Genomic DNA, 15433 nt, shown 5'->3' with positions numbered 1-15433 from the left:
TAAGCGTTTCGGTGTGCTTTGGCACTTTTCGGCCGCAAGCGGATAAAAAAACGGCGACTTCCTTTGCGGGAAGCCGCCGTTTTGCTGTCAGGTTTCGTCAGGTTTGAATCGACCGCCTAGTCGGGCAGTTCTGCTGCGCCCATTCTGCGGGCAATCACTCGCGCGCGTTGCGTGAGCCATGCCGACGTACGATGTTCGTCGAAATATTTCGGCCTTGGCAGCATGACCGCGAGCCGCGCCGATTGTCCCGCCGTGAGCTTCGCTGCCGATGTCTTGAAATAGTAGCGCGCCGCCGCTTCCGCTCCGTACACGCCATTGCCCCATTCGACCGAATTCAGATAGATCTCAAAGATGCGCTCTTTGTCCATCAGCGATTCGAGCATGTACGTGATGATCAATTCCTGGCCCTTGCGGATATAGCTTTTCTCACGCGACAAAAAGAGATTGCGCGCCAGTTGCTGCGTGATCGTCGAACCGCCCGCGACGATTCTGCCGCGTGCCTTGTTCTTCTCCCACGCCTTGAGAATCGCGTCGGTGTCGTAGCCGTTGTTGGTGGCGAAATTCGCGTCTTCTGACGCGATGATCGCGCGCTTCAGATTGCGTGAGATCTGATCGTAGGGCACCCACGTATGCTGAATCGACAGATCGGGACGTTCTTGTGAAAGACGCCAGGCGTCGGAACGCATGAAAGCCGTCGATTGCGGATTCACGTAGTTCCAGACGGCGATCTGGGCGACATAGAAAAGCTGCGTCGCGATCCACGCGACGACAAAGACGATGGCAACGTACATCGCCCAGCGCGCGGGACTGGCGGCCTGTTGCCCCTTCGCGCGCCTCGTCTTCGTCATTGTCGAGACCATGATGTAATGGAACCGGCGGGCGCGTGGCGCCTTATGCGCTTTGCGGCGCGTTCAACATCTCGCGCAGCGCGGCGAGCACGGGCGCGCCATCGGGACGCACGCCGCGCCACACGAAGAACGATTCCGCTGCCTGCTCGACCAGCATGCCGAGGCCGTCCGCGGCGCGCGCGCCGAGTTTGCTCGCGTGCTGCATGAAGACGGTCGGCTGCGCGCCGTACATCATGTCGTAGGCGAGCGTGCCGGCGCCGAACGCGCCATCGTCGCACTCGGGCAACGATGCGTCGAGACTGCTCGCCGTCGCGTTGACGATCACGTCGTAGGCGCCTGCTTCGATGGCCTGCGCGCTGCCGCCCGTCAGACGGCATGCGGCATCACGGGCCGCGCTCGCGAACTGCTCGACCAGCATCTCAGCCTTCGATGCCGTGCGGTTCACGATCGTCACGGACTGCGGCTTGCGTTCGAGCATCGGCAGTACGACGCCGCGTGCCGCGCCGCCGGCGCCCAGCAGCAGCACGCGCGCGCCTGTGAGCGACACGCCCAGGTTCACTTCGATATCGCGCACCAGACCGAAGCCGTCGGTGTTGTCGCCGTATACGCCGCCGTCCTTTTCAAAACGCAGCGTATTCACCGCGCCCGCCGCCGCTGCGCGCGGCGACAGCGTCGTGGCAAACGCATGCGCATCGAGCTTGAACGGCACTGTGACGTTCATGCCACGCCCACCTTCGTCGATGAAAGCGCGCACGTGCGACACGAACTGATCGACAGGTGCGAGGAGGCGACCATATTCGACGGGTTCGCCCGTCTGTTCGGCAAAGCGCGCGTGGATCAGCGGCGACTTGCTGTGCGCGATCGGGTTGCCGATCACCGCGTAACGGTCGCGCTGGGTAGTCGGCTGTGTCGGCATGCTCGCGCTCATTGCCCTTGCTCCGTCGCGTGTTGCTTGGTATCGCTCTGCTCGCCGGCAGCGGACGCGTCCGGGTCGGCAGGTTGCTCGCCTTCGGCCGTAGCCGTGTCGGCTTCCGCCTGGGCTTCGGCTTCGCTTTCGGCGGATTCGTCGGCGGCGTCGATGAGTTCTTCTTCGGCCTCTTCCTCTTCTTCCGTGCCGCTCGTCACGGTCGGCGCGTCGAGCACGTGTAGCAGACGCACTGATGCCTCGACCGTCAGTTCATCCACCGACATGACTTCAAGCATCAATCGCGTGCCACGCGCGTGCACGCCGAGACCCGGCACATGCAGCAGCAGCGGCACGTCTTCGAGGCGCACGAGATCGCCCTTCACGACCGACGCGACCACCTGCTTCTTGTTCTCCTGCGTGAGCCAGCGCAGACACCAGAAGTACTCCATGCGGCGCTGGTGATCGGCATACGCGGTGTAGGTGTCGTCAAAACCTTGCACAACGGCGAACAGATCGGCGTCTTTCGGCTTGAACGGCGCAGCGAGCTTGGCCGTCACGCCATGCTGCACGCACGCGATCAGTTGCCACTGGTTCACCAGGTCGACATAGCGGCGCAGCGGCGACGTGCTCCACGCGTACTGCGCGACGCCGAGGCCTTCGTGCGGCGCGGCCGTCGTCTGCATGCGGGTGCGCTTCGGGCCCGTCGGCGCGCCAAACGCGCGCTGCGAGCGGTAGATGCCCGGTACGCCGTGATCGTGCAGGAACGCGCCCCACGTCGAATTCGCGAGAATTGCGAGTTCGGCGACGATCGTATCGAGCGGCGAGCCGCGGCGACGCGGCGTGATCGTGATGTGCTCGCCTTCTACATAGAAGTTGAAGTCCGTGTTGCGCTGCACTTCGCGCTTCAGGCCGTAACCCGCCCGCGCGACCTGGCGCTTTTCGAACAGCGCCTGCGCAAACGGCCACAGCACGGCGATGTCTTCCTTGTGCGGATAATCGCCCGTGCCGTTGGCGAGCGCCTCTTCGTTCACGACTTCGTCGAGCGTGTTGTGGCGCAGATTGTTCTTCACATAGACCAGTTCGGCGCGCGTTTCGCTCACGACGATTTCCTGCGTCTCGCGGTTCACGATGCTGTACAGCGACAGCGCCGGGCGCAGACCGCCTTCGGCCAGCGTAAACCGCTCGACCACGCTGTCTGGAAGCATCGTGATCTTGTCGCCGGGCATGTAGACGGTCGACAGACGGCCACGCGCGATGGCATCGACGGCATCGCCGCGCTCGATGCCGAGCGCCGGCGCCGCAATGTGAATACCGATCCGCACCCGGCCATCGGACAGATGCTCGACAGAGAACGCATCGTCGATTTCCGTCGTAGTGACGTCGTCGATCGAGAATGCTTCGACATTGGCTTGCGGCAGATCTTCCGGCAACTCGCCGATCGTCACGGCCGGGAAGCCCGTGCCGTGCGGGAAGAACTCCGACAGGAAACGCGCTTCGTGCAGCGCGCGCGGCGACGCAATGCCGCCGCTGTCGAGCATCAGACGCGCCATCGAAATGCCGCGCGCGGCGGCAGCGGCGTCGAGCGCCTTGTATTCGATCGAGTTCTTGTCGGGCTTGGTCAAAAGGCCAAGCGCCTTGCTCTGGAAACCTTCCGGCAGACGCCCCGCCTTCAGCTCATCTTCGTAGCCCTGCTGCACGAGCGCCTGCTGGCGCTTGCGCTCAAGCGACGCGAGCGCCATTTTCAGCTGCTCTTCCGGCGCGCGCTGATACTGGCCGCGCCCTTTGCGGCGGAAATAGATGGGCGAGCCGTGCATGCGCAAGATCAGCGCAGCACGTTCGACGGCGCCGAACGCATCGCCAAAATACTCCGCGCCGAGCGTCGCGAACGGAAATTCGTCTTCGGGCGCGCATTCCCACAGGAAGTCGAGATCGATGTCCTGCGCGATGGTGTCGGCCTGTTCCATCAGTTCGGCTGCCGTCGGCTTCTCGAACTCGATCAGCACGTCTTTCGCGCGCACCTTCGCGCGGCGTCCGCCCGGCAGTTCCACCTGGCACGCATCGCCTTGACGCGACAGCACGCTGCCCGCCTTGAAACTACCCGATTCCTCGAAGAAAACGTTCACTCAATACTCTCGTTCTGGCTTGCGTCAGCCGGCGCGCGATGCTGATGTTGCTGCTTGCTGCGATGTCAGCGCGCGTCGGCGTCGTGTTCTGTGTGGGTGTTCCGTCACGCATACGGCGTGCACGGATCATCGGATCATGCCGCCTCGCGTGGCGCGGGCGGCTCGGCGTCGGCGGCGTCGCAAAAGGCGAGCACGTCGTCGACATAATCGGGAAACTCGCTGATCGCGTGATCGCTGCCTTCGATCAGCTTTGTCCGTACGCCGGGATAGTGCGCGAGCATTTCGCGGTAATCGAGCACTTCGTCGCCGGTGGCGGCAAACAGATAATAGCGTTCAGGATGCGTGATATGCGTAACGCCTAGCGCACGCAACTCATCAAGATGATGCGGTTCGACGACGATGCTGCCGCCGCCATGCCACAGCGGCTGTTCGCCAAGATAGTGGCTCAGGTCGCGCTGCGGCACCACGGCGGGATTTAGCAGCACGGCACGCCAGCCGTGTTTCTCGGCCAGATGCGTGGCGAAATAGCCGCCGAGCGAACTGCCGATCACGGTCACGTCCGCCGGTTTCTGGCTGGCGACCAGTTCCTCGACAAGCGACACCGTTTCGAGCGGCGACACAGGCAACATCGGACAGCACCACTCGGCGCTGCGGCCAAGCGCCGCGAGACGCTCGGCCATCACACGCGCCTTGAACGAATTCGGTGACGAGCGGAAGCCGTGCAGATAGAGAATCACGCGACGCCCCGCGCCTGCGCCGTCGGACGCGCCGACAGCGCATCCAGCAGTTTCTGGTGCACGCCACCGAAGCCGCCGTTGCTCATCACCAGCACCTGATCGCCCGGTTGGGCGGCGGCGGTGACGGCTTTGACGAGCGCGTCGATGTTATTGAACGCTTGTGCCTTGTCGCCCATCGGCGCGAGCGCCTCGGCGAGATCCCAGCCGAGTGCGTCCTTGCCCGACGCCGCGCCGTAACCGAACACGAGATCGGCGTCGGCGAGGCTGGCGGGCAATTGCGCCTTCATCACGCCGAGCTTCATCGTGTTCGAACGCGGTTCGAGCACGGCGAGAATGCGGGTATTGTCGCGGCCGATGCGCGTGCGCAAGCCGGCGACGGTGGTTTCGATGGCCGTCGGGTGATGCGCGAAATCGTCGTACACGGTCACGCCGTCGACGCTGCCGCGCACTTCCATGCGGCGTTTCACGTTGCGGAAGTTCGACAACGACTTCGCGGCCTGAGCCGGCGGCACGCCGATATGACGCGCGGCGGCAATCGCTGCGATCGCGTTCATGCGGTTGTGATCGCCCTGCACCTGCCAGTCGACCACGCCGACGCGCTCGCCATTGTGATAAACGGCAAAGCGTTCATCGACGGCCACGCCGTCTTCGGCGGGCAGCGCCTGCCAGCCGCCTTCGACACCGAAACGCTCCACTTCGCTCCAGCAGCCACGCGTGAGCACGCGGTCGAGCGCGGCTTCGCGGCCATTCGAAATGACGCGGCCGATGCCCGGCACCGTGCGCACGAGGTGATGGAATTGCGTTTCGATCGCGGCGAGATCGGCGAAGATATCCGCGTGATCGAATTCGAGATTGTTCAGGATCGCCGTGCGCGGCCGGTAGTGGACGAACTTCGAGCGTTTGTCGAAGAACGCCGTGTCGTATTCGTCGGCTTCGATCACGAAGAAGCTCGAATCCGTCAGACGCGCCGACACACCGAAGTTCAGCGGCACGCCGCCGATCAGGAAGCCCGGATTCATGCCCGCGTCTTCCAGCAGCCACGTCAGCATCGAGGTCGTGGTGGTCTTGCCGTGCGTGCCCGCCACGGCCAGCACCCACTTGTCGCGCAGCACGTGCTCGCCGAGCCATTGCGGACCCGACGTGTACGGCAGCCCGCGATTCAGGATCTCTTCCATCAGCGGATTGCCGCGCGTCACGACGTTGCCGACCACGAACAGATCCGGCTTCAGATCGAGTTGCTCGACGCCCCAGCCTTCGATCAGTTTGATGCCTTGCGCCTCCAGCTGCGTGCTCATCGGCGGATAGACGCCGGCGTCGCAACCCGTCACCGTGTGACCGGCGTTGCGCGCGAGAACCGCGAGACCACCCATGAACGTACCGCAGATGCCGAGGATGTGAATGTGCATAAAGCTGTCGCGCCGCAAGGCGTGTTTTGCGTGGAGAAAGACGTGCGCCGGGGCCAGAATGCCCCGCGTGCAAGGGACGCCTATTGTAACCGACAGGCCCGTCCGTTCTTGATCGGACGTGCTTTCAGGGCGACCCGCCGATGACGCCCGCGCACCGCCCAATGCCCGTTGCCAGCCATGCCGGCGTCAAAAGGACGTCAGGCTTTCTCTAGTATGATTGACGGATGGTTCGCAAATCACATTTCGATCCGCAGCGCGTGCGCGAGGAAATCGCCATCGCGGCTGCGCGAATGATCGCCGAGGATGGTCTCGATTACTCGACGGCCAAGCGCAAGGCTGCGCGGCAGGTTGTCGGGGAAACGCGCGTCGCAGGCGAATGGCTGCCGGATAACGACCAGATCGAGGAAGAAATCCGCGAGTATCAGGCTCTGTTTCAGGGCGATAGTCAGCCGGCCCTGCTGCGTCGTTTGCGCGAAGTCGCGCTCGACTGGATGCAACGGCTCGCGCCGTTCAATCCTTATCTGACAGGCGCCGTTTTGGGCGGGACGGCGGGTGAGCATTCCGATATTCATCTGCAGGCGTTCTGCGACGATCCAAAAGAAGTCGCGATTTATCTGCTGAACGCAAGCGTGCAATACGACGTGTCCGAAACGCGGCACTTCGCGGGCCGTGGCTACGTCGAAACCTTGAGCTTTCTCTGGCGTCCGATGAACGAGCGCCGCGACTCGGAACCCGTGGGCATTCACGTCGCGCTCTATAGCACCGACGATCTGCGCGGCGCCGTGCGTGCCGACGCACGCGGACGGCTCGCGCGAGCCGACGTCCGTGCCGTACAGGCGCTGATCGACGAAAGCGACGCCGCGCCATCCACGAACTGAACACTCTTAACAGACACTCTCTCTATATGAAGCGGATTCTGGCAATCGCGGCGGTGGCCGTCGTCGCAACCGCGGGCGGCGCGGTGGCGGGCCACTGGCTGCTCGGCAACAACGATCTAACGGGCGTCGCAAACGCCGCCCCCGCTGATAGCAGCAATGCCGTGAACCAGCTCTGGGCGGCGAAAGTGACCAATGCCGATGGCGCGCCGCAATCGCTCGCGGGCTTCAAGGGGCATCCCGTCGTCGTCAATTTCTGGGCGTCGTGGTGCGGTCCGTGTGTCGAGGAAATGCCGTCGCTGTCGGCGCTGCACAAGGAATACGCGAAGAAGGGCATCGAGTTCGTCGGTGTCGGCGTCGATTCCGACAAGAACATCAAGGCGTTCCTGCAGAAAGTACCCGTCAACTATCCGATTTACGTCGCCGGATTCGGCGGCGCGGATCTCGCACGCGCGTTCGGCAACAACGCGGGCGGTTTGCCTTACACCGTGGTAATTGACGCAAAAGGCGTCGTACGGTCGACAAAACTCGGCCAGATCAAGCCCGACGAGCTGAAACGCACCCTCGACGCGCTCTGACATCGACAACTTTTTGACATTTAATTGAGAAGTTTTCGCCTCAGATTGGGCGATATTCACAATAAGATGTCAGAAGTTCGGCAAGTTGCTGCTATCCTGGCAAGGCCGCGAGAGGCATTAGCCGTTCGAGAAACTAGACAAATTTCTCTAATCAGCGCTAAAGTGCGGCCAATTCCACGGAAAACGAACCGACCATGACGCGACTGCTGGTTCTGCACGGCCCCAACCTCAACCTTCTCGGCACCCGGGAACCTGAGGTGTATGGCCGCGTCACGCTCCCGCAGATCGATCAGGCGCTCGCCGACCGCGCAGCGGACGCCGGCGTCGAGCTGGCCACCTTCCAGAGCAATCATGAAGGCGCGCTCGTCGATCGCATCCAGTCCGCTCGAACCGAGAAGACCGATTTCATTCTGATCAACCCGGCTGCGTACACGCACACCAGCGTGGCGATCCGGGACGCCCTGGCGGGCGTCGGCATCCCGTTCGTCGAGATTCATCTGTCGAACGTGCATCGTCGAGAGCCGTTCAGGCATCACTCGTATTTCTCCGACCAGGCAGAGGGCGTGATTTGCGGCCTCGGCTGGAAGGGCTATCTGTACGCACTCGAATATGCGCTCGACCGGCTGGCCGCTGGGACGGCAGGATCGCCGCGCAACTGACAACCCAAAACACGAATTCAGCGCCAGCGGCAACCCGCTGGCGCTTCACGCATTGAAGGGGAAAGCCCATGGATCTACGTAAACTGAAGACTCTGATCGACCTCGTCTCCGAGTCTGGCATCTCCGAACTCGAAGTGACCGAGGGCGAAGGCAAGGTGCGCATCGTCAAGAACGCGCCGCCCGTTTACGTCCAGCAGCCTGGCAACTTTGCGCCGCAATTCGCCGCGCCGGGTGTAGCGCCCGCAGCTCACCCGGCCGAAGCAGCCGGTGGCGCCGCGCCGGCCACGCCTGCAGCAGCCGCACCGCAAGGCCACGTCGTGACGTCGCCGATGGTCGGCACGTTCTACCGTGCGCCGTCGCCGGGCGCAGATCCGTTCGTGCAGGTGGGCGACACGGTGAAGGAAGGCCAGACGATCTGCATCATCGAAGCGATGAAGCTCCTGAACGAGATCGAATCGGATGCGGCCGGCGTCATCAAGGAAATCCTCGTCGAGAACGGCCAGGCAGTCGAATACGGCCAGCCGCTGTTCGTGATCGGCTGATCCGGCACGCTGTAGCCGTTTGCCATCCGCGCGCCCTCCTTCTTCGGGCGCGCCACCGATCCTCTGAGGCAGCCGCCCGTCCCTTCGAACCAACCGGGCCCGCGGCGCCCATTGATGAGTCGAATATCCGCTATGTTTGAAAAAATCCTCATTGCCAATCGCGGCGAAATCGCGCTCCGTATCCAGCGCGCGTGCCGCGAACTCGGCGTCAAGACGGTCGTCGTCTATTCCGAAGCCGACAAGGAAGCCAAGTACGTGAAGCTCGCCGACGAGGCGGTCTGTATCGGACCGGCGCCGTCGATCCTTTCGTACCTGAACATGCCCGCGCTGATCAGCGCGGCGGAAGTGACGGACGCCGAAGCGATTCACCCCGGCTACGGCTTCCTGTCCGAGAACGCAGACTTTGCCGAGCGCGTCGAGCAATCGGGCTTCGTCTTCATCGGCCCGCGCCCCGACACGATCCGCATGATGGGCGACAAGGTCACCGCGAAGCAGACCATGATCAAGACGGGCGTGCCCTGCGTGCCCGGTTCTGAAGGCGCGTTGCCGGAAGATCCGAAGGAGATCGTGAAGATTGCCCGCCAGGTGGGCTATCCGGTGATCATCAAGGCGGCAGGCGGCGGCGGTGGCCGCGGCATGCGCGTCGTGCACACGGAAGCCGCGCTCGTGAACGCCGTCAACATGACGCGCGAAGAAGCGGGCCGTGCGTTCGGCAATCCGCAGGTCTACATGGAGAAATACCTGGAGAACCCGCGGCACATCGAAATCCAGGTGCTGGCCGACTCGTTCAAGAACGCACTGTGGCTCGGCGAGCGTGACTGCTCGATGCAGCGCCGTCACCAGAAGGTGATCGAAGAGGCACCGGCGCCGGGCATCGCGCGCCGTCTGATCGAGCGTATCGGCGACCGCTGCGCGGACGCGTGCAAGAAGCTGGGCTACCTCGGCGCAGGCACGTTCGAATTCCTGTACGAAAACGGCGAGTTCTACTTCATCGAAATGAACACGCGCGTGCAGGTCGAGCACCCGGTTACCGAACTGATCACGGGCATCGACATCGGGCAGGAACAGATCCGCATTGCGGCAGGCGAAAAGCTCGCCATCCGTCAGCGCGACATCCAGTTCCGCGGACATGCGATCGAATGCCGTATCAACGCCGAAGATCCGTTCAAGTTCACGCCGTCGCCGGGTCGTCTGACGTCGTGGCATATGCCGGGCGGCCCCGGCATTCGCGTCGATTCGCACGCTTATAACGGCTATTTCGTGCCGCCGAACTATGATTCGATGATCGGCAAGCTGATCGCTTACGGCGCAACGCGCGAACAGGCAATCAAGCGGATGCGCATCGCGCTGTCGGAAATGGTGGTCGAAGGCATTCAGACCAACATTCCGCTGCATCGCGAGCTGATGCTCGACGCGAAGTTCGTCGAGGGCGGCACGAGCATCCATTACCTCGAAAACCGGCTCGCGCAGAAACTGCAAGCCGCACCGGAAGAAGCGTAAGCAATGAGTTACCGGGAACTGGTCGTCGAACTCGCGCGCGAGCACGCGGAAGCGTTGTCGGATGCGCTGCTCGAACTGGGCGCGCTGTCGGTGTCCGTCGAAGACGCGGATGCCGACACGCCCGACGAGCAGCCGCTGTTCGGCGAACCCGGTCTCACGCCGGACCGCACTGCGTGGACGCATTCGCGCGTGATCGCGTTGCTGGCGCCGGAACACGAGCCGGCCGTGCTGCTGGCGGCCGCTGCGAACGAACTCGGCCTCGCCGGCACGCCGTCGTTCAGCGTGCGCGAGGTCGAAGAACAGGACTGGGTGCGTCTCACGCAATCCCAGTTCGATCCGATTCCGATTGGCGAGCGTATCTGGGTCGTGCCGTCGTGGCACGATGCACCCGACCCCGACGCGCTCGTGCTCGAACTCGATCCGGGCCTCGCGTTCGGCACGGGCAGCCATCCCACCACGCGTCTGTGCATGGAATGGCTCGAGCAGAACGTGAAGCAGGATCAGTCGGTGCTCGACTACGGTTGCGGCTCCGGCATTCTCGCGATCCTCGCTAAAAAGTGCGGCGCGAATCCCGTCTTTGGTATCGACATCGATCCGCAAGCGGTCGAATCGGCGCGTCACAACAGCGAGCGCAATCGCGCGGAAGTGACTTATGGTTTGCCTGATGATTGCCCGGCGGGCGAGTTCGATATCGTCGTCGCCAACATTCTGTCGAACCCGCTGAAGCTGATGGCGTCGATGTTGTCGTCGAAGGTGAAGCCGGGTGGACGCATTGCGCTGTCGGGCATTCTCGCGCGGCAGGCTGAGGAAGTAGCGCAGGTCTATCAGCAGTGGATCGACATTGCGGTGTGGCGCGAACACGAAGGCTGGGTATGCCTTGCGGGTACGCGACGCGAAAGCAATTAGAATAACGCATATTAGTTTGCTTCCGGCCCCATTCGGCACCTTTGCGGCTAACCGGTCTTACGGCTCGATATGCTTCTAGCGACACGCTGTCCCTTCTGCGAAACCGTCTTCAGACTCCAGCCGGAGCAGCTCACGCTGCGCCGCGGACTCGTGCGTTGTGGCCACTGCAAGGAAGTGTTCGACGCGTCGAGCAGCCTGTTCGACGTGAGCAACGGCGTGAGTATCGACAAGGCGAAGCCCGTCACGATCGACGATGTGACGGCGCATACGCTCGAGACACTGGCGAACGGCGGCGTGGCGCCGCTTCGTGAAGCGAAGCCTGCGGTTGAAGCACCGCACTCGCCTGCTGTCGAACCTGTCGCCCCCGCTGTCGTGCATGTCGAGGAAGCTGCACCGCAGCCGGTTGCGGCTGAGCACGCTGTAGAGGAAGCGCAAGCCGCCACGGAACCTGTCCATGCCGAAGCGGCGCCGGTAGACGTCGCACACGCAGCTACTGTTGCCACGCAAGCGACCGCCGATGTCGAGGTTCCGCACGAAGCAGCGGCGCACGCCTCGCCGGTAGCAGCGCCGGCCCCTGCCGACGACACGCCACCGGCATCATCGGACGAGAAGCCGGACTTCCGCGCCGAAGCCTGGAACCCGTGGGCGCCCGCGCCGGACGCGTCGATCGACCGACGCATCCGCCACAACGCGTCGACGATTCCGATCAATCCCGTCACGATTCCGCGCTCCGCGCAACCGCCTCTCACGCTCGAACTCACCCAGTCGCAGCCGATGAACCTCGAGAAGGCGATTGCGCGCGGCCCGGTCGAGCACGAGCCGCACAGCGCAACGCCGGCAGAAGCAACATCTGAAACGCCCGACGTCGCGGCTGCTGCAGCGACGGTCGAACCGGCTGTCGACGCACCGGCGCAGCCGGCGTTCGAGCAATCCGCCGAGCCGCAACATGTGCATATGAAAGCGGAACCCGCTTTCAATACCGCCGCCGTGGGTGCAGCCGAGGCGCTTCACACGTCAGCGCAGGCGCATCAGGATCCAACGCTGAACGAAGCGAACCGCGAATCGCAAGCACCGCTGCGCGACCCGTTCGATGACGCCTTGCAGGAATCGCGTCGCGACGAATCCGCGAAGCATGTGTTCGAAGACGACGACCGCACCGTCATGCCGTCCGCCGAGCACGCAGAACACGCAGAACAACATCGCGAACGCGAACCGTACTTTGGCGCGCCATCGACGGAACCCGATCTCGAACCGCGCTTCGGCGCTGCCGCACGCGCGCCGTACGGCGAGCCGGGCGGTCCCTTCGCTGCCGCACCCAGCGGCGACGACGATGCATTCGCCGTCACGCGCGAGCCGCGCGCGCCGGAACCGAGCCGTATCGTGTGGCACGTGCTGGGCGGTGTCGCAGCCGGCCTGCTTGGCTGCGCGTTGCTCGTGCAACTCGCCTGGTGGCAGCGCGAAACCGTGATGGTCGCGTGGCCCGATGCGCAGGGGTTTTTCCTGAAGGCCTGCTCGCATCTCGGCTGCAAGGTCGAGCCGCCGCGCGACATCGACGGCTTGCTGGTCGAGCCGTCGGACTTGCGGCAGATCGACGGCCCGCACAAGCTCGAACTGAAGATGCCGCTGCGTAACCGCTTCGATCTCGCGCTCGCCTATCCCGCTGTCGAGCTGACGCTGCTCGACGAGAACAACAACATCGCCGTGCGGCGCGTGCTGTGGCCGCAAGACTATGTGAAGCCCGGCACGCCGATTGCGGCGGGCCTGCCGGCACGCACGACGCAGACGATGATCGTGCGCCTCGACACAGGCGACACCGTCGCCTCGAATTTCCGCGTGCAGATTTTCTATCCATAACGGATGGCGCTGCAGCGCGCGCAGGTTATCCGCGCGCCCGGTGCGAACCGGGCACGCATCCCGTCAATCCCTGACGAATCTTCGGAGCACAACATGAGTCAAGTCACGCTGGGTGGCAACCCGATCGAAGTCGCTGGCACGTTCCCGTCCGTTGGCCAGGCGGCACCCGCCTTTTCGCTGGTCGGCAAGGATCTGAAGCCGCTCACGCTCGGCGACTTCGCCGGCAAGCGCAAGGTGCTGAACATCGTGCCGAGCCTCGACACGCCGACCTGCGCCACCTCGACGCGCAAGTTCAACGAAGCCGCTGCCAAGCTGAACAACACGGCCGTGATCGTGGTGTCGGGCGACCTGCCGTTCGCGGCTTCGCGCTTCTGCACAACGGAAGGCATCGAAAACGGCGTGACGGCATCGACCTTCCGCGGCCACGAGTTCGCGCAGGCCTACGGCGTCGACGTGACGAGCGGTCCGCTGACAGGCCTGACGGCACGCGCTGTCGTCGTCGTCGATGAAAACGACAAGGTCGTGCACGCTGAACTCGTCAGCGAAATCAAGAACGAACCGAACTACGACGCAGCGCTCGCCGCGCTGAAGTAAGCTTCACACTGCGTCGACACAGCGCCGCTCCCGTTTCGAATCGGGCGCGGCGCTGTCACATCGTCGCGCCCTTTTTCTCTTCTGATCGACACCGATCGACATTTATAGGAACGCTCGCCTTGGCTACGCTGATTTGCGGCTCGCTCGCCTACGACAACATCATGACCTTCGAAGGGCGCTTTCGGGAGCACATCCTGCCGGAGCAGGTCCATATCCTGAACGTCAGCTTCCTCGTGCCGACGATGCGCCGCGAATTTGGCGGCTGCGCGGGAAATATCGCTTACTCGCTGCATCTGCTGGGCGGCGACGCACGTATCATGGCGACCCTCGGCGCCGTTGATTCGCAGCTGTATATCGACCGCCTCGATACGCTCGGTCTGTCGAAGGAACACGTGCGCGTGCTGCCCGACACGTACTCGGCGCAGGCCATGATCACGACCGATCTCGAGAACAACCAGATCACGGCATTCCACCCGGGCGCGATGATGCAATCGCACCTGAACCGCGCGGACCAGCCCGGCGTGAAGCTCGGCATCGTCGCGCCGGACGGTTTCGACGGGATGATCCAGCACTCCGAACAATTTGCGGCAGCGGGCACGCCGTTCATCTTCGATCCGGGCCAGGGGTTGCCCCTCTTCGACGGTGCGTCGCTGCGCCGCATGATTGAACTTGCCACTTACGTCGCAGTCAATGATTACGAAGCTGCGTTGGTGAGCAACAAGACGGGCTGGTCGATCGAAGAGATCGCGAGCCATGTCGATGCGCTGATCGTGACGCGCGGCGAACACGGCGCGCAGATTCATCATGCAGGCGGCATCGAAGAGATTCCGGCCGTCAAGGCGAAGCAGGTGCTGGACCCGACGGGTTGCGGCGATGCGTTCCGCGGCGGCCTGCTGTACGGCATCGAGAAGGGTCTGGGTTGGGCGACCACCGGCCGTCTCGCGAGCCTGATGGGCGCGCTCAAGATCGAACATCAAGGGCCGCAGAACTATGCGCCTTCGCGCGCGGAGATCAACGAACGGTTCAAGCAGGCATTCGGTTATGAATTGCCTGAAGGTGCCTGACAGAGAGCAGCGCCTGACCGGTCGCGGTTGAAGGGCTCGAAGCGGGCCCGTTTGGACGTTTGGAGTCAAGGGAATGAAAACAACGAGTCGTACGTGGAGTCGCCTGGTATTGGGCGCGGTCATCGTCAGTTCGCTCGCCATGTCGGGCTGTGCGTACAACAGCAGTTCGGCTGATGTGTACTCATCGTCGCAGGCGCAGCGTGAAGAGACGGTGCGCATGGGCACGGTGGACAGCGTGCGTGCCGTGAAGATCAGCTCGAACAACGGCCAGCCGAGCGGCTTGGGCGCGATCGGCGGCGGTGCGCTTGGCGCAGTGGCGGGTAGCGCGATTGGCGGCGGCCGCGGGTCGATTCTGACGGGTATCGTCGGTGGCCTGGCGGGCGCTGTGGCGGGTAATACGATCGAGAACAGCACGGCGATGCGGGACGGTGTCGAGATTACCGTTCGGCTCGACAATGGCGACTTGCGCGCGATTACGCAGAGCGCGACCGGCGAGATTTTCCGCGCTGGCGAGCGTGTGCGGCTGCTGTCGAGTGGTGGTGTGACGCGCGTTACGCACTGAGTTTTTTTGTCTGATTTCCCTGCCGGCGGCGTGTAGGCGTCGTGTCGGCAACCTCACACGCATGTGCTCCCCTGTGCATGCGTTTTTTTTTGCCTCTTTGGGCGGCGGGCCCTTTTTGGGTTGGTTTTGGGCGGTTTGTTTTGCTGGTGCTGTGTGGGTTTGATTTTGCTTGTCGCTGGCGTCCGCTTTTTGTTAGTGGTTTGCTAGTGTTGCCCCTGTGCGGGGCGGCACCTACTTTTCTTTGCCGCCGCAAAGAAAAGTAGGCAAAAGAAAGCGGG

At 63.4% G+C, this 15433-nt stretch carries 16 protein-coding genes; 10 read left to right on the top strand and 6 right to left on the bottom strand.

All coding sequences use genetic code 11. The features are described from left to right. Positions 1-116: 116 nt before the first annotated feature. The 5 genes from mtgA to mpl all read right to left on the bottom strand — a co-directional run bounded on the left by mtgA (position 117) and on the right by mpl (position 6021). Positions 117-848: a monofunctional biosynthetic peptidoglycan transglycosylase gene (gene mtgA, locus DK391_RS33265; protein WP_109482270.1), complete on the bottom strand. Its 732-nt coding sequence runs from the start codon at positions 846-848 to the stop codon at positions 117-119. A 43-nt stretch (positions 849-891) separates the two neighbouring features. Further along, a complete protein-coding gene (gene aroE / locus DK391_RS33260) occupies positions 892-1776 on the bottom strand; it encodes a shikimate dehydrogenase (protein ID WP_204117490.1) in 885 nt (294 codons plus the stop codon). Next, a complete protein-coding gene (locus tag DK391_RS33255; protein ID WP_109482249.1) occupies positions 1773-3878 on the bottom strand; it encodes an RNB domain-containing ribonuclease in 2106 nt (701 codons plus the stop codon). The genes aroE and DK391_RS33255 overlap by 4 nt, the downstream gene beginning before the upstream one ends. A gap of 134 nt (positions 3879-4012) precedes the next feature. Continuing rightward, positions 4013-4615, bottom strand: coding sequence for a YqiA/YcfP family alpha/beta fold hydrolase (locus DK391_RS33250; protein WP_109482248.1), 603 nt, complete (start codon positions 4613-4615; stop codon positions 4013-4015). Further along, on the bottom strand, positions 4612-6021 hold the full coding sequence (gene mpl, locus DK391_RS33245) for a UDP-N-acetylmuramate:L-alanyl-gamma-D-glutamyl-meso-diaminopimelate ligase (RefSeq protein WP_109482247.1): 1410 nt from the start codon (positions 6019-6021) through the stop codon (positions 4612-4614). The genes DK391_RS33250 and mpl overlap by 4 nt, the downstream gene beginning before the upstream one ends. Before the next feature lie 224 nt (positions 6022-6245). Between mpl and DK391_RS33240 the strand changes: the two genes are divergently transcribed. From DK391_RS33240 to DK391_RS33195, 10 genes are all read left to right on the top strand, one after another. After that, on the top strand, positions 6246-6899 hold the full coding sequence (locus DK391_RS33240) for a UDP-N-acetylmuramate--alanine ligase (protein ID WP_109482246.1): 654 nt from the start codon (positions 6246-6248) through the stop codon (positions 6897-6899). A gap of 26 nt (positions 6900-6925) precedes the next feature. After that, on the top strand, positions 6926-7474 hold the full coding sequence (locus tag DK391_RS33235; RefSeq protein WP_109482245.1) for a TlpA disulfide reductase family protein: 549 nt from the start codon (positions 6926-6928) through the stop codon (positions 7472-7474). 194 nt (positions 7475-7668) lie between these two features. After that, positions 7669-8133: a type II 3-dehydroquinate dehydratase gene (gene aroQ / locus DK391_RS33230; RefSeq protein WP_109482244.1), complete on the top strand. Its 465-nt coding sequence runs from the start codon at positions 7669-7671 to the stop codon at positions 8131-8133. A gap of 68 nt (positions 8134-8201) precedes the next feature. Continuing rightward, a complete protein-coding gene (gene accB, locus DK391_RS33225; RefSeq protein WP_109482243.1) occupies positions 8202-8675 on the top strand; it encodes an acetyl-CoA carboxylase biotin carboxyl carrier protein in 474 nt (157 codons plus the stop codon). A 132-nt stretch (positions 8676-8807) separates the two neighbouring features. Beyond that, positions 8808-10175, top strand: a complete 1368-nt coding sequence (gene accC / locus DK391_RS33220; RefSeq protein WP_109482242.1) for an acetyl-CoA carboxylase biotin carboxylase subunit — start codon at positions 8808-8810, stop codon at positions 10173-10175. A 3-nt stretch (positions 10176-10178) separates the two neighbouring features. Then, complete coding sequence (gene prmA, locus DK391_RS33215) at positions 10179-11081, top strand: 50S ribosomal protein L11 methyltransferase (protein ID WP_109482241.1); 903 nt, start codon at positions 10179-10181, stop codon at positions 11079-11081. 69 nt (positions 11082-11150) lie between these two features. Next, positions 11151-12935, top strand: coding sequence for a DUF3426 domain-containing protein (locus tag DK391_RS33210; protein WP_109482240.1), 1785 nt, complete (start codon positions 11151-11153; stop codon positions 12933-12935). 93 nt (positions 12936-13028) lie between these two features. Beyond that, on the top strand, positions 13029-13529 hold the full coding sequence (gene tpx, locus DK391_RS33205; protein WP_109482268.1) for a thiol peroxidase: 501 nt from the start codon (positions 13029-13031) through the stop codon (positions 13527-13529). A 119-nt stretch (positions 13530-13648) separates the two neighbouring features. Beyond that, complete coding sequence (locus tag DK391_RS33200; protein ID WP_109482239.1) at positions 13649-14593, top strand: carbohydrate kinase family protein; 945 nt, start codon at positions 13649-13651, stop codon at positions 14591-14593. Positions 14594-14666: 73 nt separating this feature from the next. Continuing rightward, complete coding sequence (locus DK391_RS33195; protein ID WP_109482238.1) at positions 14667-15155, top strand: glycine zipper 2TM domain-containing protein; 489 nt, start codon at positions 14667-14669, stop codon at positions 15153-15155. Here the strand turns inward: DK391_RS33195 and DK391_RS45045 are convergent. Then, positions 15145-15433 (bottom strand): hypothetical protein (locus DK391_RS45045; protein ID WP_204117489.1); only part of this gene is annotated, 289 nt, incomplete at its 5' end. The genes DK391_RS33195 and DK391_RS45045 overlap by 11 nt on opposite strands.

The sequence above is a fragment of the Paraburkholderia sp. C35 genome, from assembly GCF_003121405.1.
Lineage (GTDB): Bacteria > Pseudomonadota > Gammaproteobacteria > Burkholderiales > Burkholderiaceae > Paraburkholderia.
The sequence above is the reverse complement of the archived record's forward strand: the minus strand, read 5'-3'. Positions and strand labels throughout refer to the sequence as shown.

What these genes read in the sequence shown, in the direction of transcription:
- mtgA (WP_109482270.1), bottom strand. Translation starts at nt 848, where the DNA reads ATGACGAAGACGAGGCGCGCGAAGGGGCAACAGGCCGCCAGTCCCGCG.
- aroE (WP_204117490.1), bottom strand. Translation starts at nt 1,776, where the DNA reads ATGAGCGCGAGCATGCCGACACAGCCGACTACCCAGCGCGACCGTTAC.
- mpl (WP_109482247.1), bottom strand. Translation starts at nt 6,021, where the DNA reads ATGCACATTCACATCCTCGGCATCTGCGGTACGTTCATGGGTGGTCTC.
- DK391_RS33240 (WP_109482246.1), top strand. Translation starts at nt 6,246, where the DNA reads ATGGTTCGCAAATCACATTTCGATCCGCAGCGCGTGCGCGAGGAAATC.
- DK391_RS33235 (WP_109482245.1), top strand. Translation starts at nt 6,926, where the DNA reads ATGAAGCGGATTCTGGCAATCGCGGCGGTGGCCGTCGTCGCAACCGCG.
- aroQ (WP_109482244.1), top strand. Translation starts at nt 7,669, where the DNA reads ATGACGCGACTGCTGGTTCTGCACGGCCCCAACCTCAACCTTCTCGGC.
- accB (WP_109482243.1), top strand. Translation starts at nt 8,202, where the DNA reads ATGGATCTACGTAAACTGAAGACTCTGATCGACCTCGTCTCCGAGTCT.
- accC (WP_109482242.1), top strand. Translation starts at nt 8,808, where the DNA reads ATGTTTGAAAAAATCCTCATTGCCAATCGCGGCGAAATCGCGCTCCGT.
- prmA (WP_109482241.1), top strand. Translation starts at nt 10,179, where the DNA reads ATGAGTTACCGGGAACTGGTCGTCGAACTCGCGCGCGAGCACGCGGAA.
- DK391_RS33210 (WP_109482240.1), top strand. Translation starts at nt 11,151, where the DNA reads ATGCTTCTAGCGACACGCTGTCCCTTCTGCGAAACCGTCTTCAGACTC.
- tpx (WP_109482268.1), top strand. Translation starts at nt 13,029, where the DNA reads ATGAGTCAAGTCACGCTGGGTGGCAACCCGATCGAAGTCGCTGGCACG.
- DK391_RS33195 (WP_109482238.1), top strand. Translation starts at nt 14,667, where the DNA reads ATGAAAACAACGAGTCGTACGTGGAGTCGCCTGGTATTGGGCGCGGTC.